At 39.0% G+C, this 24,063-nt stretch carries 25 protein-coding genes; 5 read left to right on the forward strand and 20 right to left on the reverse strand.

Features of this window, described 5'->3' with window-relative positions; genetic code table 11:
- Positions 1–23: 23 nt before the first annotated feature.
- From UN64_RS13705 to arsC, 3 genes are all read right to left on the reverse strand, one after another.
- Entirely contained in the window at positions 24–1,262 is a 1,239-nt protein-coding gene (locus UN64_RS13705) for an MFS transporter (RefSeq protein WP_077363600.1), read from the reverse strand.
- A gap of 264 nt (positions 1,263–1,526) precedes the next feature.
- Complete coding sequence (locus UN64_RS13710) at positions 1,527–2,762, reverse strand: TolB family protein (RefSeq protein ID WP_077363602.1); 1,236 nt, start codon at positions 2,760–2,762, stop codon at positions 1,527–1,529.
- A gap of 90 nt (positions 2,763–2,852) precedes the next feature.
- Positions 2,853–3,254 carry an arsenate reductase (thioredoxin) gene (gene arsC, locus UN64_RS13715; RefSeq protein ID WP_077363604.1) on the reverse strand — a complete coding sequence of 134 codons (402 nt, stop codon included), beginning with the start codon at positions 3,252–3,254 and terminating at the stop codon, positions 2,853–2,855.
- Between the two features lie 137 nt (positions 3,255–3,391).
- On the opposite strand from arsC, the gene UN64_RS13720 reads away from it, so the two are divergent.
- From UN64_RS13720 to UN64_RS13735, 4 genes are all read left to right on the forward strand, one after another.
- Complete coding sequence (locus tag UN64_RS13720) at positions 3,392–3,712, forward strand: ArsR/SmtB family transcription factor (protein WP_077363606.1); 321 nt, start codon at positions 3,392–3,394, stop codon at positions 3,710–3,712.
- A 42-nt stretch (positions 3,713–3,754) separates the two neighbouring features.
- A complete protein-coding gene (locus UN64_RS13725; RefSeq protein ID WP_245802043.1) occupies positions 3,755–5,047 on the forward strand; it encodes an arsenic transporter in 1,293 nt (430 codons plus the stop codon).
- Positions 5,048–5,065: 18 nt separating this feature from the next.
- Entirely contained in the window at positions 5,066–5,530 is a 465-nt protein-coding gene (locus UN64_RS13730) for an ArsI/CadI family heavy metal resistance metalloenzyme (RefSeq protein WP_077363610.1), read from the forward strand.
- A 119-nt stretch (positions 5,531–5,649) separates the two neighbouring features.
- The gene (locus tag UN64_RS13735; protein WP_077363612.1) at positions 5,650–6,237 is read left to right on the forward strand and encodes a YitT family protein; all 588 of its coding nucleotides are present in this window, start codon (positions 5,650–5,652) and stop codon (positions 6,235–6,237) included.
- A gap of 29 nt (positions 6,238–6,266) precedes the next feature.
- Here the strand turns inward: UN64_RS13735 and UN64_RS13740 are convergent, their stop codons facing one another.
- The 16 genes from UN64_RS13740 to UN64_RS13810 all read right to left on the reverse strand — a co-directional run bounded on the left by UN64_RS13740 (position 6,267) and on the right by UN64_RS13810 (position 21,107).
- Positions 6,267–6,650 (reverse strand): DUF302 domain-containing protein, encoded by a 384-nt coding sequence (locus UN64_RS13740; RefSeq protein WP_077363614.1) that lies wholly within the window; start codon positions 6,648–6,650, stop codon positions 6,267–6,269.
- A 69-nt stretch (positions 6,651–6,719) separates the two neighbouring features.
- Positions 6,720–7,496 (reverse strand): sulfite exporter TauE/SafE family protein, encoded by a 777-nt coding sequence (locus UN64_RS13745; protein WP_077363616.1) that lies wholly within the window; start codon positions 7,494–7,496, stop codon positions 6,720–6,722.
- 28 nt (positions 7,497–7,524) lie between these two features.
- On the reverse strand, positions 7,525–8,010 hold the full coding sequence (locus UN64_RS13750) for a DsrE/DsrF/DrsH-like family protein (protein WP_077363618.1): 486 nt from the start codon (positions 8,008–8,010) through the stop codon (positions 7,525–7,527).
- 83 nt (positions 8,011–8,093) lie between these two features.
- The gene (locus UN64_RS13755) at positions 8,094–8,321 is read right to left on the reverse strand and encodes a sulfurtransferase TusA family protein (RefSeq protein WP_077363621.1); all 228 of its coding nucleotides are present in this window, start codon (positions 8,319–8,321) and stop codon (positions 8,094–8,096) included.
- 43 nt (positions 8,322–8,364) lie between these two features.
- Positions 8,365–9,489, reverse strand: coding sequence for an MBL fold metallo-hydrolase (locus tag UN64_RS13760; RefSeq protein ID WP_077363623.1), 1,125 nt, complete (start codon positions 9,487–9,489; stop codon positions 8,365–8,367).
- 42 nt (positions 9,490–9,531) lie between these two features.
- Positions 9,532–10,104 (reverse strand): sulfurtransferase TusA family protein, encoded by a 573-nt coding sequence (locus UN64_RS13765; protein WP_077363625.1) that lies wholly within the window; start codon positions 10,102–10,104, stop codon positions 9,532–9,534.
- A gap of 363 nt (positions 10,105–10,467) precedes the next feature.
- Entirely contained in the window at positions 10,468–10,731 is a 264-nt protein-coding gene (locus UN64_RS13770; RefSeq protein ID WP_077363627.1) for a metal-sensitive transcriptional regulator, read from the reverse strand.
- A 124-nt stretch (positions 10,732–10,855) separates the two neighbouring features.
- The gene (locus tag UN64_RS13775) at positions 10,856–12,604 is read right to left on the reverse strand and encodes a phospho-sugar mutase (RefSeq protein ID WP_077363629.1); all 1,749 of its coding nucleotides are present in this window, start codon (positions 12,602–12,604) and stop codon (positions 10,856–10,858) included.
- 505 nt (positions 12,605–13,109) lie between these two features.
- Positions 13,110–14,660, reverse strand: coding sequence for a bifunctional GNAT family N-acetyltransferase/carbon-nitrogen hydrolase family protein (locus UN64_RS13780; protein ID WP_077363631.1), 1,551 nt, complete (start codon positions 14,658–14,660; stop codon positions 13,110–13,112).
- A 35-nt stretch (positions 14,661–14,695) separates the two neighbouring features.
- Positions 14,696–15,088, reverse strand: coding sequence for a VOC family protein (locus tag UN64_RS13785; RefSeq protein ID WP_077363807.1), 393 nt, complete (start codon positions 15,086–15,088; stop codon positions 14,696–14,698).
- Complete coding sequence (locus UN64_RS13790; protein WP_077363633.1) at positions 15,088–15,753, reverse strand: HAD family hydrolase; 666 nt, start codon at positions 15,751–15,753, stop codon at positions 15,088–15,090. The genes UN64_RS13785 and UN64_RS13790 overlap by 1 nt, the downstream gene beginning before the upstream one ends.
- Positions 15,754–15,834: 81 nt before the next feature.
- A complete protein-coding gene (locus UN64_RS13795; RefSeq protein ID WP_077363635.1) occupies positions 15,835–16,692 on the reverse strand; it encodes a ComEC/Rec2 family competence protein in 858 nt (285 codons plus the stop codon).
- 181 nt (positions 16,693–16,873) lie between these two features.
- Entirely contained in the window at positions 16,874–18,040 is a 1,167-nt protein-coding gene (yhbH, locus tag UN64_RS13800) for a sporulation protein YhbH (RefSeq protein ID WP_077363636.1), read from the reverse strand.
- A 193-nt stretch (positions 18,041–18,233) separates the two neighbouring features.
- Positions 18,234–18,410: a hypothetical protein gene (locus tag UN64_RS20955; RefSeq protein WP_171978909.1), complete on the reverse strand. Its 177-nt coding sequence runs from the start codon at positions 18,408–18,410 to the stop codon at positions 18,234–18,236.
- A gap of 32 nt (positions 18,411–18,442) precedes the next feature.
- Positions 18,443–19,018: a signal peptidase I gene (gene lepB, locus UN64_RS13805; protein ID WP_077363638.1), complete on the reverse strand. Its 576-nt coding sequence runs from the start codon at positions 19,016–19,018 to the stop codon at positions 18,443–18,445.
- A gap of 193 nt (positions 19,019–19,211) precedes the next feature.
- On the reverse strand, positions 19,212–21,107 hold the full coding sequence (locus UN64_RS13810; RefSeq protein ID WP_077363639.1) for a PrkA family serine protein kinase: 1,896 nt from the start codon (positions 21,105–21,107) through the stop codon (positions 19,212–19,214).
- Positions 21,108–21,275: 168 nt separating this feature from the next.
- Between UN64_RS13810 and UN64_RS13815 the strand changes: the two genes are divergently transcribed.
- Positions 21,276–23,114 (forward strand): transglycosylase domain-containing protein, encoded by a 1,839-nt coding sequence (locus UN64_RS13815; RefSeq protein ID WP_077363641.1) that lies wholly within the window; start codon positions 21,276–21,278, stop codon positions 23,112–23,114.
- Positions 23,115–23,305: 191 nt separating this feature from the next.
- On the opposite strand, the gene UN64_RS13820 is transcribed toward UN64_RS13815, so the two are convergent.
- Positions 23,306–23,875, reverse strand: coding sequence for a DUF5366 family protein (locus tag UN64_RS13820; RefSeq protein WP_139343103.1), 570 nt, complete (start codon positions 23,873–23,875; stop codon positions 23,306–23,308).
- Positions 23,876–24,063: the final 188 nt, after the last annotated feature.

Genomic DNA, 24,063 nt, shown 5'->3' on the forward strand with positions numbered 1-24,063 from the left:
CGAAAATCGGACGTGTTTTAAAATTATGCTTTTCGAACTGCGGGCAATAAATAAAACAGAAACGTACTCGCTGTTACAATTCCACCTATTGTGATGATAAACGCGGAACTGGTTGATGCCGCTAAATAACCTGATAGCATTGCTGCGACAGGCAGTAATAGCCATGTCATCCACCGGCTTGTTGCTTGCACTCTGCCTAATAAATAATCAGGAGTGTGCGTCTGACGAATCGTTCGAATACACGGGTTTATCATACATGCTGCTAATACACCAATTGCATTCGTTACCGCGACTGTAATAAAAGTTTCAGAGAAAGCGAGTCCAATGATGGAAAGTCCTCCTGTTAGATGAGCGATCATTAAGATCGTCTGAAATCTGAAAATCCTGCTCATTCTGTTTGTTACAAGAGCTCCTGTAATCGCCATTACCCCCCCTAAAGAGAGTATGACCCCAATTTCAGTGGGCTTTAAAAAGAGAACTTCTTTAAGATGAAAAATAAGTAAGGTTAAAAACATCGTTGTTCCAAAAGTCGATATCATGAGCGCCAAATTTGTATACCAAATGAGCTTTGTATTAAACACATGTTTAAATCCTTCTTTGAGTTCAGAAGCAAAGATTTGAAAAAATGTCTGTCGGTTAAAACTGGTAACTTTGTTATCCGGTACAGCTTGGATTTTAGTAATCATATAAAAAGTTAAAAAGAAAGAGATAGCGTTTAAGAATAGTCCTGCACCTGGTGCTGTAATAGACACAAGCAGTCCTCCGATAGCAGGACCAATGACAATTGCCGTTTGAAATAACCCTTCATCCCATGCGTTCGCTTCATGAAGCCTTTCTTTTTGGACAAGCTGAGGCAGAAAAGCAAATCCAGCAGAATTATGTAACTGCGTCAGCCAACCCATCAATAATGCACCCGCAGCAATATGCCAAAATTCAAGTGTATTGGTCTGATATAACACGGCAAGGAGAAGCAGTAAAAATCCTCTGGATAGATCACTGAAATAAAGGATTCTTTTCCAGTTATATGTATCTGCTATCCATCCGGCTATAGGTTGAAAAAATACCGGGATCCTTTCTACCGCGGCTATTATTCCCATCGAGACCGCCGAACCAGTAAGCTGAAGTACAATCAACGGAAGTGCGAGGAGATAAACTTGATCTCCTAAAAATGAGATGAACTTACTTCCAAGCAAGTTCAATACTTTTACATTCTTATATAATGGCTGAGTTTCTTGGTGTGAATTTTGACGTAAAGACTGCATACTTTAATCCCCTTTCTCTCTGCTTAATAAGATTACTTATTAAGCAGAGAGAATCCTTTATAAAAAAATAAATTGTTGGGGGACAGTCCCCCAACAATTTATTTCCCTTAGTCGTTTCGGCTTTCTGAGTTATATAAATCCTCCAAAAGGGCTATGACCTTTTCACCTTTTACTTTTTCCCTTTCATAAATCTAGTTTCATCGACTATTATTTCCCAACATACTAAAAGATGCACCTCTGGACAGAGAATGCTTCTTTCTTATGCTACCGTCCTTGATAAACATCGAGTACGCTTGGCCATCCGTAGTATTCTTCGGCAGGTTTTGCTATTTTATCAATCCAAACGGTTTCTTTAGATTCCGGATCGACCTTTTTCATCACTTTTGATTGATTGGAGCTTTCAACTGATCTTACCCAAACAATCCCCCCATTAGGTAAAGTTTTGGGGTATTCGTCTGCAGCTTTCTTCACGGGCTGAGTTAATCTTTTAGCACTTCTTGTAGTTGTATCAACTAATGCTAAGAAGGGTTTTGATCTTCTTTCTTCAGGAACTTCCCATCCCCATTCGATCTGCCTGCTTACAACAATTTCACGGTCACTTCTCCATGTAAAATCACCATCGGCATAGCCTTTAAAACTAAGATCCACTTCTTTTCCGCTTCGTGAGTCCCAAAGTGTTAATCGTTTATTTTCAGAGACTAATCTCCCAATCCCTTTGATATAAGCCAATCTTTCAGTTTTTGGAGACCAGTGAAACCAATTCGGGATACTTAACATATTTGCGATCATTTTAGTGTTCGATCCGTTTCTTGAAACAATCATTAATGTGTTGCTGTCAGCTGACATTGATGCAGTCGGGCAAGCAATAAAAGCAAAGACGCTCCCCTTCATCCCCCATTTGAATTTTGTTGTACCAATTGCAAAAAAGGCGTCACTCATTCCGGGCAAAGTTGTAATCTTCCTTACTTTTTCCAAATCGCTTTCTGCATCTGCCGGGACAGTAAATATCTGAACAGGAGTCCATCCATCAGGCTGCAAATTGGCTGAAGATGAAACAACAAAACTTTTACTGTCAGGTGTCCAGCTATAGTTTCCAACACCAAGAATCACATTTTGAAAAGAGGACGCCGGCTTAGAAATATCTATTACATTTAGAACGCTGCCACTTTTCCAAGCGAGCAGCTGACCATCCGGTGACCACCTTGGCATCTCAATATTACCTGCAAATACTTTTCGTTTTAACCGAGTCACCCGGTTGTAAACCCATAACTCTTTTGTTTCACCCTCACCAGACATGTAACTGATATACATAGCATCACTAGAGAATTTTGGATGAGACAGCTTAGCGCCTTCAACTAACCTTCTTTCCACATCTCCATCTTTCAGCCAGAGTCCATCATTACGAATAAAAGCAGCTTTCCCCTCCGCCGCTTCGGAATGAGCAGGATAATTCATAATAATAATCAACATACAAACCAACAGAATGGTTAATCGTTTCAAATCATTCACCTCATTACTAACATGAACTAAATGAGGAAATTCATACAAAAAAGCTCAGAAACCATTGGCTTCTGAGGTCGTCTGCTACAATTATTCTCCTGTTTCAGAAAAACGTTTGATTCGTGCTGCGATCTCGTCACGAACACGCTGGAATTCGCTCCACTCTTTACCTGCAGGATCATCAAATCCCCAGTGTTCACGTTTTTTATGCGGCGGTGTTGCCGGACATACGTCATTGGCATGTCCACAAAGCGTTACAACTAAGTCAGCTTTTTCTAAGATATCTTTATCAATTACATCAGAAGTCTGATTTGTAATATCGATATCTACTTCTTTCATCGCTTTAACTGCATTCGGGTTTACACCGTGCGCTTCAATTCCAGCAGAATATACGTCATATTTATCACTAAGATAGTGGTGTCCGAATCCTTCAGCCATCTGTGAACGGCAAGAGTTTCCTGTGCAAAGGAAATAGATGATTGGTTTGGCCATGTTTAAAACCTCCTAAGATTAAAGAACTTCTTTCGTGACCATCATAATATAAGTATATACTTATATCAATATTTATTTATATATTCTTTGACATTATATATAAACATATGGTTATATACTAATGAGGTGAGATTGATATGGAATTGGATCAATTAACGGAATGCTATAAAGCAATGGCAGACAAAACTCGTTTGAATATTTTAGCTTTACTCCGTCACGAAGAATTATGTGTATGCGAGCTGGTTGAAATATTGAAGATGACACAACCTAGTATTTCACAGCATTTAAGAAAATTAAAGCAAGCTAAACTAGTGAAAGAAAGACGAAACAGTCAATGGATCTTTTACTCCATCGACGGTGAGATCTATCCATTTATAAAAGCAAACTTAGATGCTTTACCTGATATGTCAGAGAAAATTGAACAACTTAAAGCTTCAGGCGGTAAGGTTTGCTGCTAACTTAGAAATTCATGAGCAATTGGGGGAATTGATATGGACAGCATGGCGATTACGGCCTTCGCTGTATTTTTAGTTACAATCATTTTTGTTATCTGGCAGCCTAGAGGGCTTTCAATCGGATGGTCTGCTACGATTGGTGCAGCCATTGCACTACTTTTAAAAGTAGTAAGTCCTGCAGACGTCTGGACCGTTACGGGAATCGTTTGGAACGCAACATTAGCTTTTGTTGCGATCATTCTCATATCGATCATTTTGGATGAAATCGGCTTTTTTGAATGGTCTGCCCTTCATATGGCAAGACTTGCTGGCGGCAACGGCAAGAAGATGTTTACATATGTCATCCTTCTAGGAGCCGCAGTTTCTGCATTCTTCGCTAACGATGGTGCAGCCTTAATTCTGACACCTATCGTACTTGCCCAAGTCAGGGCACTTAATTTCAAAGAATCAATGGTTCTTCCTTTTATTATGGCGAGTGGATTTATTGCAGATACGACATCCTTGCCGCTTGTCGTTTCCAACTTAGTAAACATTGTTTCGGCTGATTTTTTCAACATTGGATTCGTTGAGTATGCAAGCCGGATGATCATACCGAACTTCTTTTCTTTAATAGCGAGCATGCTTGTTCTGCTTATCTTTTTCGGTAAAGATATCCCTGATAACTATGATCTTTCACAACTAAAACAACCAAAAGAAGCTATTCGTGATCAGAAGCTTTTCAAACTGTCATGGTTGATCCTTGCTGTTCTTTTAGCAGGTTATTTAACAAGTGAGTTTATCGGTGTTCCTGTATCATTTATCGCAGGAGCTGCAGCACTAATCTTTATCATAGCTGCTCGTAAAAGTCCAGCTATCGAAACGAAAAAAGTCGTTAAAGACGCACCATGGACGGTTGTTGTATTTTCAATCGGTATGTATGTAGTTGTTTACGGCCTTCGTAATGCAGGGCTTACTGATATGCTCGGAAACGTAATTCAAGTTGTTGCAGACCAAGGATTATTTGCTGCTACGATTGGTATGGGCTTTATTGCAGCGGTTCTTTCATCGGTAATGAATAACATGCCGACAGTAATGATTGATGCTTTAGCTATTCAAGACACAGAAACTTCTGGTGTCATTCGCGAAGCATTGATTTACGCAAACGTGATCGGTTCAGACCTTGGACCAAAGATTACCCCTATTGGGTCATTAGCAACCCTGTTATGGCTGCACGTTTTATCTAAAAAGGGTGTAAAAATCACGTGGGGCTATTACTTTAAAATTGGTATCCTTCTAACGGTACCAACATTGTTTATTACTCTAACCGGTCTATATCTATGGCTGCTGCTTCTATCATAAAAAAGGAGAGTGCAAATCATGATCCAGCGTATGCATGTTGCTGTTAACTGTTCAAATTTAGAGAAATCACTTGCGTTTTATAAAAACTTTTTCGGGCAAGAACCAGCAAAAGTAAAAGAAAACTACGCGAAATTTGAGCTTGATGAACCTGGACTTCACTTTTCCCTGAATGTGCGTCCCTTCGAAAAAGAAGGTGTGCTGAACCACTTAGGTTTTCAAGTAAATAACACAGAAGACGTACTCGCTATGGGTGAACGTCTTCGCAGTGCAGGTCTGTTATTAATCGATGAGATGGACACGACATGCTGCTATGCCGTACAAGATAAGGTATGGGTCTATGACCCGGACGGCAACGCATGGGAGATCTTCTACACAAAAGAGGACTCTGAGTTTGAATCTGCTGGAGATGCACGAGACCTGTCGCTTTGCTGTGCTCCACCACAAAAACCTCAAACGATTCAATTAGGATTCACAAAGAAATAAACGTACATCCCCCTGTTGAAATAGCAGGGGGATTTTGTATGGTAATCGCTCATGATCATGACTATTCATGGACAATCCCGCATATTATCTAGTAATCACATTAGACAGGGATGATTGCCATGATGAGACGTACTGTAGCAATCTTTTTGGGCAGCGTGCTGCTCGGTATTGGAATAAATGGATTTATTGTCCCTTTTCATTTACTAGATGGCGGGATGATCGGGATCAGTCTTCTCGTAAAATATGTATGGGGCTATAAAGTGGGGTTAACCTTAATCTTATTGAGCATCCCAATCTACCTTTTAGCATGGAAGCTCGAACGCCGCTATTTTATTAACAGCATTCACGGTCTCTTAGTGTCTTCCTTAATAATTGACCTTTTAACCCCATTAAGAGGTATGTTCTCCGTTTCAATCATTGAAAGCTCTGTAATTGGCGGTCTGTTTATCGGAACGGGAATCGGCTGGATGCTGAGGCACGAAACAAGTACAGGCGGAACTGATCTATTGGCATTATTCGTATCCCGCTGGCTTTCAATCAATGTCGGCATGGTCATCTTTTTGATCGATGCAGCTGTTATATTAGCAGGGTTATATGTGATGGGAGAAGGAATGTTATTTTATTCCCTCGTTACGATTCTATCTGTAGGGTTTGCAACGATGACCATGACACTTATCAGGTCGATTCAATTTTATAAAAGCACATAAAAAAGAGCCCAAGACAGGCTCTCTTTGCTTTAAACAGATCTATCCATACATGCAATCAATCGATCTTCGATGTCTTTTGCTTTTTGCTCTAAGTCTTGGTCGTTGAGCAATTTTACAAATTCAGTCGGCTTCGGCATTCCGATTTTCGTCTTGCCTTCATCCGTATACAACACCATCTTACAAGGCAAGAAGTATCCGATCATCTTATTCTGTGTCAGGACTTCCTTTGCTTCATGAGGATTGCACACCTCTAAAATTAGAAAATCATCGTTATAGTCCAGTCCTTTTTCCTGCAGCTTTTCTTTTACGTTAAACTGCCAAAGTACACCAAACTTCTCTTCTTTTAATTGTTCCTCTAATTTATGAGACGCTTCTTCCATTGTCAATGTTGTCTCGACTGTGTAATGAAACATAAGCATCCTCCTTTATTTGTGTCTATCATAGTATGTGTTGCCTGATGAATAAGCTGCTAAACATTTACCCTAAAATATATCTAGCCAAATCTTAATCGATGTTGCAACAATAAGAGCTGCTAAAATGAATTGAAGGATTTTTGTATTTACTTTTTTACCAAACTGAGCTCCTAGTGGAGATGCGATCAGACTCGCTACTACCATGATTACAGCTGGCCATAACAATACTTGCCCAGTCGTAATCTTACCAATCGTCGCACCGATTGAAGAAATAAAGGTAATGGCAAGTGATGTTGCGATCGTCATTCGTGTTGGTATCTTAAGGACAACCAGCATGATTGGAACAAGGATAAAAGCTCCCGCTGCACCGACGATACCTGCTGCTATACCGACGATAAATGCCAATACCGCTGCAATCCATTTATTAAACTTAACTTGATCTAACGGAATGTCATCGATGCCCTTTTTAGGAATAAACATCATAACTGCTGCAATTGTAGCCAATATGGCGTATACAATATTGATTTGAGCCTCTGACATACCCTGTGATCCATATCCGCCGATAAAACTTCCTAACAGAATGGCACCGCCCATATAAATGATGAGGGGTTTATTCAAATAACCGCCTTTACGGTAAGCCCAAACTCCGCCTATCGTAGCAAAGAATACTTGAACAGCACTTATTCCTGAAACCTCATGAGCTGTGTATGCTGTGAAGCCTAGCATTGCTGGAATATAAAGAAGCATCGGATACTTGATGATCGATCCGCCGATTCCTACCATTCCGGATATAAAAGAACCTATAAAGCCAATGAGAAAAATCGTTATAATGAATCCTATTTCCATGACTTCACCTCCCCATGACTGTTTTTAATTAGATAAATAAGTTGATCTTAGATTCATCTGCATCAGCAAGATATGAAGCTACACCTGCATAGTCTAGACCATCAATAAGTTCATCTTTCGTAATACCCATTACATCCATTGACATTGTACAAGCAACCATCTTAACATCTAGATCTTGAGCCATTTCGATTAATTCTTTAAGTGTTACGATGTTTTTCTTTTTCATGGTATACTTCATCATCTTTCCGCCAAGACCGCCATAGTTCATTTTAGAAATACCAAGCTTCTCTGGTCCTCTTGGCATCATTTTTGCAAACATTTTATCCATGAAAGTTTTCTTCACATTTACGTACTCTTCTTTTCTTAAGATGTTTAATCCCCAGAAAGTAAAGAACATCGTTACTTGTTTCCCCATAGCAGCTGCACCTGTTGCGATAATAAAACTTGCCATCGCTTTATCAAGGTCACCGCTGAATACGACCATAGTTGATTTATCTTGTGTTTGTTGTTCCATTATTTAATCTCCTCCTCATAATTAACCCCTAGAAATACAAGTCATAAGGAGGCATGTAAACATACCCCCGCATGTTTTATTAATTAACCTTTTTGAATCCAGAACTTGAAAACGCCGTCTTCTTCTTTGTGGTCTAATAATTCATGACCAGATGATTTTGACCAAGCTGACAAGTCGTTTACTGCACCTTTATCAGTTGCTAGTACTTCTAAGATGTCTCCGCTAGCAAGACCATCCATAGCTTTTTTTGTTTTAACGATTGGCATTGGGCAAGATAACCCTTTTGTATCTAAAGTTTGTTTTACGTTCATTTGAAGAACCTCCTAGTAGTTTTCAGTTTAATATTTGTTTTATTTACTCAGTGATTGCACAGCGGTTTGGACCAATTTCCATCTCGCGTTGTTCGTCAGTTGATGGATCGATCTTCCCCATGTTTGTCTGACGGATTTCTTGATATGCATTTGGCTGCGGCGGTAAGTTTTCCGTTACAGCTCTACGGAATTCATCATCACTTTCAATGTTTAACCCTTCATTCTTTTCAAACAGCTCGCCTAGAGGAGCTTGAACAGCACCTTTTTCATCAAGTTCGCTGATTTTACCAAAGTGAGCTGGCAATACAACTAGATCTTTTGAAAGATTGTTATATTTGTTGTATAAAGAGTCACGCAGATCGCTTACCCAGTCCTCAGCTTTACCAGCAAGGTCTGGACGTCCGATTGAATCAACAAACAGAATATCTCCAGAAAGCAAGTATTGTCCGTCAACGATCATTGAAGTACTTCCGATCGTATGACCTGGTGTATAAAGCGGCTGAATTTCAATCTTTGTATTACCGATCGTAATGTCTTTGCCTTCTTCTAACGCTTCATAAGAGAACGTTACTTCTTCAGCATCCTTCGGAGGCAGCCAGTATGTTGCGTTCGTTTTTTCCGCAAGACGGCGTCCGCCAGAAATGTGGTCAGCATGAAGATGAGTATCAATCATGTGCTTAATTTCCAGATTGTTTTCTTTAGCAAAATCTTCATAAGCTTCAACTGTACGAGCAGAATCGATGATTGCTGCTTCGCCGTTTGATTCAACAAGGTAAGAAAGGCATCCTTTACCGATACGGTTGAACTGATAGATAGAGCCACCATCCTTCAAATCGCCGATCTTAACTGGCAACAGGTACTCGCTCCAAGCTTTCATACCGCCTTCAAGGTAATAAACATCTATAATTCCTGCTTCATCAAGCATCTCCGCTACCATTACTGAAGATCCTTCTTTTGCACAAACCACTAACACATCTTCTTTTGGAAGGTGTTCCAATACATCCTCAACACCATCAATTAGATCGAAATAAGGACGGTTGATGGACTCAATACCTTTACCTTCGATTTTCCAGTCTTCAAAATCACTTTCATTACGAACATCAAGAATAAACATTTTGCCTTCAACAACACGTTTTGCTACTTCTTTAGCTGACAATGCTTTAACCATTTTATCAAATACCTCCCCAGGTATAATTTTAGTTAAAATTTTTTAATTTTCCTCTATAGGTCCAGTCCATTCAGACATTCCTGGTAATACATTTTTCACACGCTCAAAACCTTTTTCAGATAAAACTTGTGCAGCCATATCACTTCTTGAACCAGTACGGCAAATCACATGGATTTCTTTGTTTTTATCAATTGTGTCTAATTTGCTTTCAAGTTCTCCTAAAGGAATAGATACTGCCCCAGGTATACGTTTGAACTCATATTCTGCTGGTTCTCTCACATCAAGCAGAATCATGTCATCCTTGTTCTCAGTCAAAGCTTTTTCTAATTCATCGTTTTGAATCGTATGCTCAAACTTAGCTGCTTCCTGTACTTCACCAGGGTTTGATTTTCTTAGGTAGTGCTTAAGAACATCTCCCTCTTCTTTTGTACCTAGATATTGGTTTCCTGTATTTCTAGCCCATCCTTGCATATCTGCCAGAGAACCTTTGTCTGTTGCTAGAACTTCGATTACCTGTCCTGCTTCCATCTGGTCCATTGCTTTTTTTGTTCGGACAATCGGCATTGGGCATGATAACCCTTTACAGTCTAAAACTTGATCTACTTTAATACTCATTTGTTCAAAACCTCCATATTTTCTTGATTTAACTTCGCCACTCCAATACATATACCCGTATAGGTATATTAAAAACTAAAAAAATTTAGCATGTTCCCCTTTTACTCCTTACACTCAGTTGTTTCATAAAAACTATTTCATTTAAATTTATAATGATATCTTTCATAAAAGGTTCTATAACTGGATCAATAGCGACTTCAATTTCCTTGATCCTAATGACAATACAACAGATTTTTTTGAATGTACTTTGATTGCTTTTTCTGTAATATCCAGAACTGTCACCTCCACTTTTATATACCCATAGGGGTATATTAAATGATAAAAAAGAATCTGTCAACAGACGATGCTTATGACAGAGAAATATTAGCGGCTTTTCACAAGAAGCTGCACAGCTTCTTTTACAAGATCGGAGTTCATTTCTTTTCCATTTTCCATTTGATCACGCAAGCATTGTTCAAGGTTCGTGCCGACAATTAATCCAATCGTACGATCAATAGCAGTTCGTGAAGCAGAAAGCTGTGTAATAACGGCTTTACAATCTTGCTCTTCTTCTAACATACGCAAAACACCACGAATTTGTCCCTCAATTCTTCTTAGACGATTTTTCATTTCTTGTGTGTATTCCAAATCAGCACCTCCTCTTCACAAAATACCTATAGGGGTATATTACAATATTATTATTTTAATGTCAAACGTTGTATTAAAAATAATAAAATTGGCTGCAGGTATCGCCTACAGCCATTTATTTTTATTATTGTGCCACCTTTTGCATTCTTTCATGAACCAAATCCATTACTGCATGCTTTAATGAAGCTAATGCTTCGTCGGCTTTTTCGTTTGATTCAGCTTGTACTCCGAAATAAAACTTAATTTTCGGCTCAGTTCCTGAAGGTCTTACACAGAACCATGATTCGTCAGATAATTTATATTTAAGTACATTTGATTTCGGAAGAATTATGTCGTCATTTGTATCTCTATCTAAAGTATATCGTATACTTGCTTGATAATCTTCCGAAACAGCCAGCTTTTGACCGTTCATTTCAACCGGCATATCAGCTCTGAATCCAGCAAGCAGATTTACGATCTGCTCAGCGCCAGATTTGCCTTTTAACGTCAGAGATTCTAGCCCTTCTTTATAATAACCGTACTTTTCATAAACGTCCGTTAACGCTTCATAAAGCGATTTGCCTTGTTTTTTATAATATGCTGCCATTTCTGCACCCATTAAACAGGCTTGTACAGCATCTTTATCTCGCACAAAGTCGCCAATTAATGAACCATAGCTTTCCTCGTATCCGAAAATAAAAGAATGTTTTCCGCTCTTTTCATATTCTTTAATTTTTTCACCAATAAATTTGAAGCCTGTAAGTGTATCTTCACAAGTTAAACCATAAGATTCAGCAATTACACGTCCCAATTCTGAGGTTACAATGGTTTTAAATACGATACCTTTAGGACATAGGGTGCCTTTTTCTTCACGCTGAGAAAGGATGTATTCCAGCATGAGGGCTCCCGTTTGGTTACCCGTTAAGATCTCATATTCACCTTCATTATTTTTCACAGCAATCCCTACTCTGTCTGCATCTGGATCAGTAGCCATAAGGATTTCGGCGTCATTTTCTTTTCCATACTGAATAGCCAATTCGAATGCAGCATGTTCTTCAGGATTAGGTGATTTTACAGTGGGAAAATTCGGATCAGGCTGCTCTTGCTCTTTGACAACAGTAACATTCGTAAATCCCAGCTGCCTGAGTCCTTCTCTTACTTGAATATTCGCTGTTCCATGCAGCGGAGTAAAAACAATGCTTAAATCATGCATTTCTTTAATAACTTCACGATTCAAGCTGATCTTAGTCAGCTGTTCCATATAAGCTTGATCAATCTCTTCACCGATGACTTCGATCAATCCTGCATTTTTTAATTCTTCTTCAGTCTTTACTTCTATTAATAATTCATCATCAACTGCATTGACCTTTAGAATTACTTCATCCGCTTCTTTAGGCGGCAGCTGTCCGCCATCTGGTCCATAAACTTTATAACCGTTATATTCTGGAGGATTATGACTCGCAGTAATTACAATTCCGCTATACGCTTTTAAGTATCTAACTGCAAAAGAAAGCTCAGGTGTAGGTCTTAAACTTTCAAAAACATATGCCTGTACACCATTCGAAGCTAAAGTCTTTGCTGCTTCCATTGCAAATTCTGGGGATTGGTGTCTTGAATCATATGCGATCACTACTCCGCGTTTTTGTGCCTTTTCACCTTGTTCCATAATAAAATGCGCTAGCCCAAGTGATGCTTTTCGAACTGTATAGGTGTTCATTCGGTTAGTACCTGGACCAATTTCTCCGCGCATGCCCCCTGTACCAAATTCTAAGTTCTTATAGAAACAGTCTTCTAGTGCAGTCCTGTTATCTTTAATTCCTTCTAATGCAGTTTTTAAAGATTGTTCAAGTGCTTCGTGCTGTATCCATCTATCGTATGTTTTCTCCCAGGACATTGTACTGCCTCCTTTTGCTTTTGAGCTGATTAAATATTTGTTCTCTTTAGATTCGATTTTAATCGATTATTTCCTGCTCTATCTATTAAATACGGCCTTTATTATACCGTTTTCATCAAAAAAAATAAAATCCAATCGTAAAGTTACTCTTAACTCCGACACGATTCGTTATATTTCCCGAGAAATAGAAAAAATGCGGCAAGCTTTTAAAGTTTGCCGCATTTACTTTATTCTAAAATGGTTTAATCTGAACTCTTTTGTTATTCTCTTCATCGACAAGTTGATTGTAGAGCAAGGTGTTAGACTCATCGAAAATGAAAATCACATTTTCTTCGTGCGATGTATTGCTGCCGCAGCCTTCCTTGTCCTGCGGGATTAGTGGGACAGGTGAGACTCCCAAAAGCGCAAAGCGCTGGGAGGCTCACCGCCCGCCCCGCGGAAAGCGAGTACCTGGAGCGGAAATCAACCACTACCATTAATAACAATCTTTTAGAAACAACCTTGCTTATTTACTTTTATCTTTTTGAATCACACTATATAAATCAAGACGTCTATCTCTAAGCAACGTAACACTGCCTGTTTTCCGCTGTCTTCTCAGAATTTCAAGATCGACATCACCTACTACTACTGTTTCGATATTCGGATGACATTCTCCGACAATACCGTCTCTTGGGAAAGAGAAATCCGAAGGTGTGAAGATACCTGACTGGGCATATTGAATATCCATGTTTTCAACTTGCGACAGGTTCCCAACTGTCCCAGCAATCGCCGTATAGATCTCATTTTCAATGGCACGAGCTTGAGAACAATAACGAACACGCAGATATCCTTGACGGTCTTCTGTACAGAACGGTGTGAAGATAATTTTAGCACCTTGATCCGTAACAATACGGGATAGTTCAGGAAACTCGATATCATAACAGATAAGAATAGCAACTTTACCGCAATCTGTATCAAATACTTGTACTTTATCCCCAGCAGAGATTCCCCACCATTTTCGTTCATTTGGTGTGATATGAAGTTTATATTGCTTATCGATTGTGCCATCTCTTCTGAACAAATACGCTACATTGTAAATATCGCCATCTTCTTCAACAAAATGCGATCCCCCAATGATGTTCACATTGTATCTAACAGCAAGGTTCGTGAATAATTCGATATACTGCTCCGTGAACTCTGTTAGTTTACGAATCGCCAAGCTTGGACTTTTTTCTTCACAGAAAGATAAAAGCTGAGTTGTAAGCAATTCAGGGAAAACAGCAAAATCTGAACCTTGGTCCGAAGCAACATCCGTATAATATTCCACTTGAGTCGCAAAATCTTCAAAGGAATCGATTGATTTCATCATGTACTGGATGGTTGTAATCCTTACTGGTTCACTTGTTTTAAAATATTTCTTCGTTTTGTTCGGAATGTAGTCGACATTGTTCCATTCCATTAAAGTGGCATATGCTTTAGACTGCTTGTCATCCGGCAAATAGCTTTTGTTTAATCGCATGATTGTGAAACCATTCATCAGCTGAAATGTTAAAACAGGGTCATAAATATTATGCTGGATAACTTCACGAACATACTCTCTTGGTGTCATCTCTTTTGAATACTTATGGTAGTTTGGAATCCTTCCGCCCAGGATGATACTTTTCAGGTTTTTTTGTTCTGCCAGCTCTTTGCGTGCTTCATAGAGTCTTGCTCCTATTTTCATACGGCGGTATTCAGGATGAACCATAACTTCAATTCCATACAAGTTAAAGCCTTCAGGGTCATGATTTGTAATATAGCCTTTGTCTGTGATCTCATCCCATGTATGCTTATCATCATATTCATCGAAGTTCACCATAAGACTCGAACAGCTTCCAACGATTTTCCCTTCATACGCTACACAAAATTGACCCTCAGGGAATATCCGGAGATGGCTCTCCAGCTGATCGCGCTGCCACGGTTCCATGTTTCCAGGAAAGCATACCTTTTGCAATTTTAAAATTTCATCAATATCTTCAAATTGTATATTTCTTAGTTCTATCTTTTTCTCAAATTTTGAAACATCGATCTCGCTCATCTATTCCACTCCTCTAACCTGCTTACTCGTTCAGTTTACTTCCATTTTTTCATACGCTCATAAAGAGAACCTGTATATAATTCCATTTCATTGCCGTCAGGATCAAGAAAACTTATCGTCCATCCTCCGCCCCTCTCAATAGGTCCCCTCGTGATCATAACTTGTTTTTCTTCGAGGTAAACAGCAGCCTTATGAAAGTTTTTTTCAGAAACCGAAAAAGCAAAGTGATCCACACCGGTTTGGTCTTTTTGTTTAGGTTTTGCTTTTTTGATTTCCAATAAACATATCCAGACTCCTCCAATGTCAAAGTATACATCTGTATTCCCTTTATGAACGATTTTAGCACCTAAAATTTCTTGATAAAAACGGACAGCTCTCGCTAATTCTGAAACTTTTATCGTAATATGATTAATCCCCTGAACTTTAATCATATCGTTCGTTGTTCAGCAAGCTGTATGAGTGCAGCCAGTTCAAGTTCTGCTATCGACTCCATTTGATGATCTACTTCGTCAAATTGCATATGTTTTGTTACCGGGTTTGGTATAGCTACACAATAAAGACCTGCTTTTTTAGCAGCTGCAGAACCGTTCACTGAATCTTCAAAAGCAATTGCTTCTTCAGGTTTAACACCTAGTTCTTCAACCGCTTTTATATACAAACTTGGATCTGGTTTAACCTTTTCTACATCATCAGCTGTTTTGATCACTTCAAAATAATGGCTGAGACCGATTCTTTCAAGGTGCTCCAATACCCATTTCCTAGAAGAACTCGATGCAAGTCCTACCTTCAAACCCAACTCCTTAGCTGCTTTTAGGTAATTCTCTATCCCTGGAAGGGGTTTTTGTTCTTTAATTAAGGCTAATGCACGGTCTGTTTTCTTTGTCCTTAACTCATCATGATTTAGCTTTTTATTAATTTGCTTTTCTAAGTATTCATAAGGGTTAAAACCAGAATGAGTGCCTATACATTCGCCCCACACTTCCAAAGGCAGCTCACTTCCATGCTCTTTATACATCTCTTGAAAAGCATTGTAATGCTGAGTTTCAGTATCTAGAATCGTACCATCAAAATCAAATACAAGTGCTTTAATCAATACTAATCATCCTAACCGCGTTTTTATTTATTTTCTTAAACTTTTAATAAAGACGCAAGAAAACAGATTTTGTTTTGACAGTTAGTGCAGCGCATTAGTTCTGAACATGATTTTCTTTCCGTTGCTTGTTGCGATGATTGCCCCTAGCTGATCTGTTCTGTAGACAGTCATCTTTCTGTTGTTCAGCCTATATAAAACTTCTTTGGATGGAAACTGATAGGGGTTGTTCTTTCCTACAGATATTACAGCTGTTTTAGCTTTTACCTTCTTTAAAAACTCCATTGATGATCCGGTATTTGCACCATGATGACCGATTTTTATAACATCCGCCTTTACTCCCCCGCGGCTCATAATTTCTTTTTCTTCTTCTGCGCCCGCATCTGCCATCAGCAAAAAGTTCTTTTTTCCGTGCTGAATCTTTATAACTGCTGAATAATCGTTTATATGTTTGTAATACGATCCTTTTGGTGCAAGCATTTCAACTTTTACCGAAAATCCCATTTTAAAATAAACGCCTGCTTTTGCCCGGTCTACTGGAATTTGCTTTTCATTGAGCACACGGAAAAGGTCATGATAGTACTTAGTATCATATGGCAGGTTTGGCATGTACAGAACACTAACTGGAAATGCACGGATCACATCATCTAATGAACCAATGTGATCATGATGAGGATGACTGGCTACTACAATATCTAAATGGGTAATGCCTTCTCGTTTCAAGTAAGTGATAATTTCTTCCGCATCATGCTCATCACCGCCGTCGATCAGCATTGTTTGTCCGTTCGGTGCTTCTACAAGAATACAGTCGGCTTGTCCGACATCTAAAAAGTGGATTTTTAATGGATCAAACCAGTCGGCATGTGCAGTCTTTCCTGGTACAAGCATCCATACCAGTAAGAAGCAAATGACGAATGCCGCTGATTTGTTATATTTCTTCAAACTTCACACCCCTTTATTATTAAACTTTGTCGCCTTAGAAAGTGTTGATTTCCGCTCCAATCAACTTATCAACGAAGGGAATCAAAAAATCGTTCAAAAAATCTTATCCTTAGTTATATGTAATTACGCTTGTTTCAACAACAAAACCCGCTATCCAATACATGGATGGCGGGTGGCTAAGTTATGTGGTTATTTCACTTTTTTTGAAGAAGCTCTTCATGGCATGGTAAACATCTGCTTTTTCTTTCAAAATATAATGGCTGAATTTAGGGTTATCCATATTTTTATATACACTCATTAAAGTAGAGTGGCGATTATAAGCATTCACTTCTCCATATCCAAACATATTTGAGTGTTCCATAATCTGCTGCACGAGCTTTACACATCTGGCGTTATCGCTTGTGAGATTGTCACCGTCAGAAAAATGAAACGGATAGATATTAAAGCGGTTAGATGAATATTTTGTCTCAATAAGTTCCAGCGCTTTTCGGTAAGCTGATGAACAGATCGTTCCTCCGCTCTCCCCTTTGTTAAAAAAGTCTTCTTCCGTCACTACTTTGGCTTCTGTGTGGTGTGCAATAAATTCGATTTCTACTTTTTCATATTTAGACCGCAGAAAACGCGTCATCCAGAAAAAGAAACTCCTGGCCATGTACTTCTCCCATATTCCCATAGAACCTGAAGTATCCATCATTGCTAAGACAACAGCTTTTGATTCTGGTTTTATTACTTCATTCCAAGTTTTAAAACGCAAATCATCATTATGGATTGGAGCTACACTCGGTTTTCCGATTAATGCATTCCTTTTGAATGCGGTCAGTATCGTTCTTTTTTTATCAACATTACCCATTAAGCCTTTTTTGCGTACATCATTAAACTCAATCTTTTCTAAAACAATCTGGTCTTGTTCTTTTTGTTTAAGATTTGGCAGTTCCAGCTCTTTAAAGAGCATTTCTTCAAGTTCCAGTATGGAAACTTCTGCTTCTGCATAATCCACTCCTGGCTTATCACCGGCTGGACCTTTTCCTTTTCCTGCGCCGTTTTGTCCGGCACGTCCATCTCTGGCTACTACGTCCCCCACCTGGCTATCTCCGTCACCTTGGCCTACGTGCTTGTTTTTGTCGTAGTTGTATCGGATTTTGTATTCATCCATTGAACGGATTGGAATCTTGATCACATCACGCCCGTTGGATAGAATGATATTTTCTTCGCTTATCAAATCCGGCAAGTTGTTTTTAATGGCTTCCTGCACTTTTTCCATATGCCTTTGATGATCTTGATATCCTTTTCGGTGGAGGGACCAATTTTCCTGGGACACAACAAAATTGTTCTTATCCTGTTCGCTCATCGTTTTCCCCTCCAGAGCAGCAAGAGTCAATGCTGCTTTTCTTGATCAACCCGGGGCATATCTTGTTTCCTTTTAATCACTATTATTAGAAAAAAGGGTTGGTTACTCTATCTTATGCAAGTACTCACTAGAATTGCTAAACTTTCGCGACAAAAAAGCCCCCTTTTCCAAAATCGAAAAGAGAGCTTGCACATTATTTCTTATATTCCTTTTTTTCATGCTGTTTAGGATCAGGTGTTTTGCCGCTTTTACGTACTTCATCATTCGATGATACATGTTCCATTACTTTGCCGTGTTCTTTCATTTCTTCAAAATTTGATGCCATCGAACTGTTTTTTCTTTTAGGTTCTTCTTTATTTGGTTTTGTCATAGGGATTCACCTCTTAATGAAATTTTCCCCATTTATTCCTTTTTAAAACCGTTAAAAACTCTCATTTCATCAACTGGCCAATAACGAATATTCGCTTCTCCCACAATATCCTTCATCTCAACAAAACCAATATGGCGGCTGTCTATGCTATGGAGCCTGTTATCACCGAGAACAAAGATCTTTCCTTTTGGAACTGTATCATGTCCTGTGATTTCTTCTAATGTAAAATTGCCGGTCAGGGTACGATTACCTGCAAATCTTTTAAATTCTTTTAGATAAGGTTCCTCTACTGGCTTATTGTTAATATAAAGTTTGTCATCTTTGTATGCGATATGATCCCCTGGCAATCCTATTACCCGTTTAATATAATCTTCTTTCGGATTAGCTTTAAACACGATAAGATCAAATCGTTCAGGGCTTCCGATCTCATAGCCGATTTTATTTACGATAAGGCGATTGCCGTTTTGAATTGTAGGCATCATCGATTCTCCGTAAACAACATACTGCTCAATCAAAAACTTTTTTATGATAATAGCAAGAATAAGTGCAATTCCAATGGCTTTAATCCAATCCAGCAGTCCATTTCTTTCTTTTCGAGCCGAGCTCATACAGCTCACTTCCTTTAGTTAGCTTATTAGTATCAATTTACCATTTTTAAGTTAGTAATTACAAGGTCAATATTTTTATACTAAAAATGAATGTATAAAAGATTACATTAGAATTTCTTTAGTTTTCCCTATTTTAGTGTAAAAAAACACACCCTGAAAGACCTTATCAGTGTCTTAGGGTGTGTTCTGCATATTATCGATTTAGCAAGCTCCCAACATAACGCAATAGTTCGTTCGCACTAGTTGTGTTATAGCCATGCTCATCGACAAGACGAGCTATTACTTCATTAATCTTTTTCAATTGTGATTCATCAGGAGTCTTTGAAGAAGTTGTAATCTTCACAACGTCTTTTAGATCTGCAAATAGTTTCTTTTGAATGGCTTCTCTTAGGCGCTCATGTGAATTGTAATCAAACTTCTTTCCTTTTCTAGCATACGCAGAGATACGGATAAGTATTTCTTCACGAAATGCTTTCTTCGCATTTTCCGAGATCCCGATCTGTTCTTCGATAGACCTCATCAGCTTTTCATCTGGACTCATCTCTTCTCCAGTGAGCGGATCACGAAGTTTATTCTTATTGCAATATGCCTCTACATTATCCAAGTAGTTATCCATAAGTGTTTTAGCTGATTCTTCATACGAATAAACGAATGCTTTTTGAACTTCTTTTTTCGCAATGTCATCGTACTCTTTACGGGCAGCAGAGATAAAGTTGATAAACCTTTCTTTATCTTCCTTAGAGATGGAAGCATGGTGATCGAGCCCATCTTTTAATGACCGTAATACATCCAAAGCATTAATGGAAGGCGTTTCTTTACGTATAATGGCAGATGAAATTCGGTTAATTACATAACGCGGATCGATGCCTGACATTCCTTCGTCAGAGAACTCTTTCTTCAGATCTTCGAGATCAACATGATTGAAGCCTTCTACAATCTCACCGTCATACAGTCTCATCTTTTTAAGAAGGTCCATACCTTGTTTTTTTGAATCTTTCAATCTTGTCAGTACCGAGAAGATAGCCGCTACCCTCAGCGCATGAGGTGCAATATGAACGTGAGACATATCACTCTCGCTTATCATTTTTGCATAGATCTTCTCTTCCTGTGAAACTTTCAGATTGTATGGAACGCCCATAACGATAATTCTTGAATGCAGCGCTTCGTTCTTTTTATTCGAAATGAAAGAACGGTACTCGGATTCATTCGTATGTGCAACGATTAATTCATCTGCGGAGATTAAAGCGAATCTGCCCGCTTTAAAATTGCCTTCTTGTGTAAGTGAAAGCAGATGCCATAAGAACTTTTCATCACATTTCAGCATCTCCTGGAACTCCATCATCCCTCTGTTCGCTTTGTTCAGTTCTCCATCAAAACGATATGCACGAGGATCTGATTCTGATCCGTATTCCGCGATCGTTGAGAAGTCTATACTTCCCGTTAAATCTGCAATATCCTGTGATTTTGGATCAGATGGACTGAACGTTCCGATACCAGTACGTTTGTCTTCAGAGAAGAAGATTCTTTCGACCATTACTTCTTCTATTCTGTTGTCATACTCGTGTTCAAGCCTCATTGTATTTAACGGTGATAGGCTACCTTCGACACGAATACCATACTCATCATAGAACTCTTTTCTTAGATGCTGCGGAATTAAATGTAGGGGATCTTCATGCATCGGACAGCCCTTTATGGCATAAACTGCGCCTTCTGGTGTTTTCGTGTACTGTTCCAAACCTCTTTTTAACATCGTTACAAGAGTGGATTTACCACCCGATACAGGACCCATTAACAGCAATATACGTTTACGGACATCAAGGCGTTTAGCGGCAGGGTGAAAATACTCTTCCACAAGTCTTTCGATTGATTCTTCTAATCCGAAGATCTGATCGCTGAAAAAATGATACACCTTTTGACCATTTTTTTCTGAAATTCCAGCATCTTTTATCATGTTGTATACTCTTGAATGCGCTGACTGGGCTACAAATGGCCGATCACGTAAAATTTCAAGGTATTCAGCGAAGGTACCTTCCCAGGCTAGACGCTGTTCTTCTTCTCGATGCAATTGGATTCTTGATAAAATATCCATGAGTACCTCCTTGATTGTATTGGCTCCATCAAGTGTTAATCTACTCTATGCGAGGATGTCCGTAATCATTCTGTTTGAATAGTGATTTTTATTTGAAAAAGTGATAATTGGTTTAAACCGTTTCATGGTAAAATATGTTTATCATTTGTATTGAACGGAGTAAGAATCATGAATCCCAAGCTGGGTATCTTAGCAGTGTTTATATTATTAAGTATGGTGTTCCTCTCATTTACCGGTTTGCGAAAAGAGTTCGAAAATTATATTCCTTTTCAAACCGCAATAGCAGCACTCGGTAATGCAAAAAGTATCTCTTTAGAACAAAACAGCCGCCTGTTGGATGCAAACGGTGGTCTTCTTTATGAGTTTAAAGGCGATGAAAGCCGTATTCATCTTTCATATGAGAATGTCCCGATTCTCGTCCAGCAGGCGTTCATCGCGACAGAGGATCAAAATTTCTTAGAGCATCATGGCATCGACGGGAAAGCGATCGCAAGAGCATTTGTTACAAACTCTTCAAAAGGCGGAATCGAGCAAGGCGGCAGTACGATTACTCAGCAGCTGGCTCGGAACCTTTTTCTGAATCATGAGCGTACGTATGATCGGAAATTGAAGGAGCTGTTGATTTCTTATCGAATTGAGCAGCAGCTTTCTAAAGAACAAATTTTGGAGCTATACATCAATGCTATCTATTTTCAAAATGGAATATACGGCATTGAAAAAGCGAGCCGCTATTATTTTAGTAAGCCCTCTAAGGAGCTTACTTTAAGTGAAACTGCACTCTTAGCTGCAATACCAAACAATCCTGTCCTGTATAACCCTCTGAAAAATCTTTCGAACGCAAAAAAAAGGCAGGAATGGATTCTGCTCAAGATGAAAGAGGAGGGTTATATTGATCAGACTAAGTTTGAATCTGCTATTAAACAACCGATTAACTTGCACGTGGCAAAGAGTAATGTTCCGTTTCCAGAGATCGTCGGCTATGTAAAAGATGAACTGCTGGAATTAATCGCATCTGCTCCAGAAAATAAAGGATTAAGTGAAGATCTTTTAAAGGAAAAACGTGATGAGTTGTTAAAAAGCGGTTCGGTGATTGAAACTTCATTGGATGCGAGGTTGCAAGCAGAAGCATTGAAATCTGTTCAAAAAAGACTTTCCTCTCAGGATATTGAAGGATCAGCCGTGGTAGTTGACCACGTTTCGAAAAAGATTGTAGCAATGATAGGCGGAAAACATGTAGGGATCGAAGAATTTAACCGAGCTTATCAGGCGAGAAGACAGCCAGGTTCATCTATTAAACCTCTTCTTGCATATGCCCCGTACATCGATTTATTTGGTCTAGGAACGAATTCGATGATATCTGCATCCCGAATTTGTGAAGGAAACTATTGTCCCAGCAACTATGGAGGAGCAACATACGGTACAGTCACATTAAAAAAAGCGATGGCTAGCTCCATCAATACTGCCGCTGTTCGGGCGGTAAAGAAAACAGGCGTCGAAAGAGCTTTCTCTTACCTGAAGCCGTTTCAGTTTTCAGCCGTGGAACAGAAGGATCATCAGCTTGCTTCAGCACTTGGTGGTTTTTCAAAAGGCTTTTCACCGCTCGAGCTTACTAGCGCGTATACAGCATTCGCCAATAACGGATTTTACGTGAAACCTAGAATAATAACCTCTGTAAAAGATAAAGATGGAAATGTTTTATACAAGTGGAACGAGCAGCCGGTTAAAGTTTGGAAGCCGGAAACGAATGCTGTGATGAGGGACATGCTTGCTGCGGTGACGATTTCTGGTACCGCACGGGATGCACGGTTTCCCGGTTCACAGTACGTAGCGGGTAAAACAGGAACTACAAACGATGTTAAAGATTTGTGGTTCGTGGGGCTGACTGACCGGTATACAGCAGGCGTCTGGGTCGGCCGTGACAAACCCGGAAGTCTCCGCTCGATAGAAGGATCTTCGCCAGAAGTCATGATATGGCGCGATATTATGATAAAAGCATATCAAAAATGAAAATAACCCTGCCGCTAACTGCTGTGGCAGGGTCATTTTTATTTGAATGATGTAATAATCGGACTAATTGCACGGTAAATCGAATTTTATTCACGGTAAGTTAAAATAATTGCACGGTAAATCGAATTTTATTCACGGTAAAATGGAATTTAAACGATTTTCGACAAACACTCCTCTAAGAGTACTGCTATTTATGTAATCGAAGCTACAAATGCGTTATACAAACGTATGACGGTATATACAACAAGCAAACCAAAGCCTGTCCAGAAGAATAGATGCATAAAGACCATGCCGATGATGCCTGTCGTTGATAAACTGGAGCCGATCTTCAAAAGAAAATAAAAGAAATAAACGAGAGATGCGGCAATGAACACGATAAACATCAAAATTATGGAGTGGTTTAATAAGATCGCCAGCATTCCTCCGCCAAAGAAAAACCAGCCGCCGCTTTTCCCCTGCTGCAGCAGAACACCTTCTGTATCTTTAGAAAAAAAGAACATACTTAAATGAGTCAATGCATCCGATAAAAGTTTTAAAGCAGCAAAAACCATAAAAAACAATAAGAACAAACAAAAACCAACTGATAAATGGATGACATGACTCTCAAATAATTCAAGCATTCCATGGTAAACGCCAAAGTACTTAAGCTTTTTTATCACAAGCCGTTCAAGATAAATGGCGAACCCGCAGCTAAATAAGATAATAGAGAATAACGGGAGGTACCCTGTCATATAAACGTTTTTCTTCATTCTCTTACTCATATCCCCCTCAATTTGTAAACTTTCGCAGAAATACATTCACATGAAAACCGTTTTCATTTATAATGGGGAGAGAGATTGGAAAGAATAAGACTACTTTCAAAGGAGGAGTTCAGATGGATTTTATCCTCATCCTACTCGTGATGCTCGCCTTCCTGACTGCAATCTTTACAGCAGGCTATAACGATCGT

It is taken from the genome of Fictibacillus arsenicus (genome assembly GCF_001999465.1).
Classification (GTDB): domain Bacteria; phylum Bacillota; class Bacilli; order Bacillales; family Fictibacillaceae; genus Fictibacillus; species Fictibacillus arsenicus.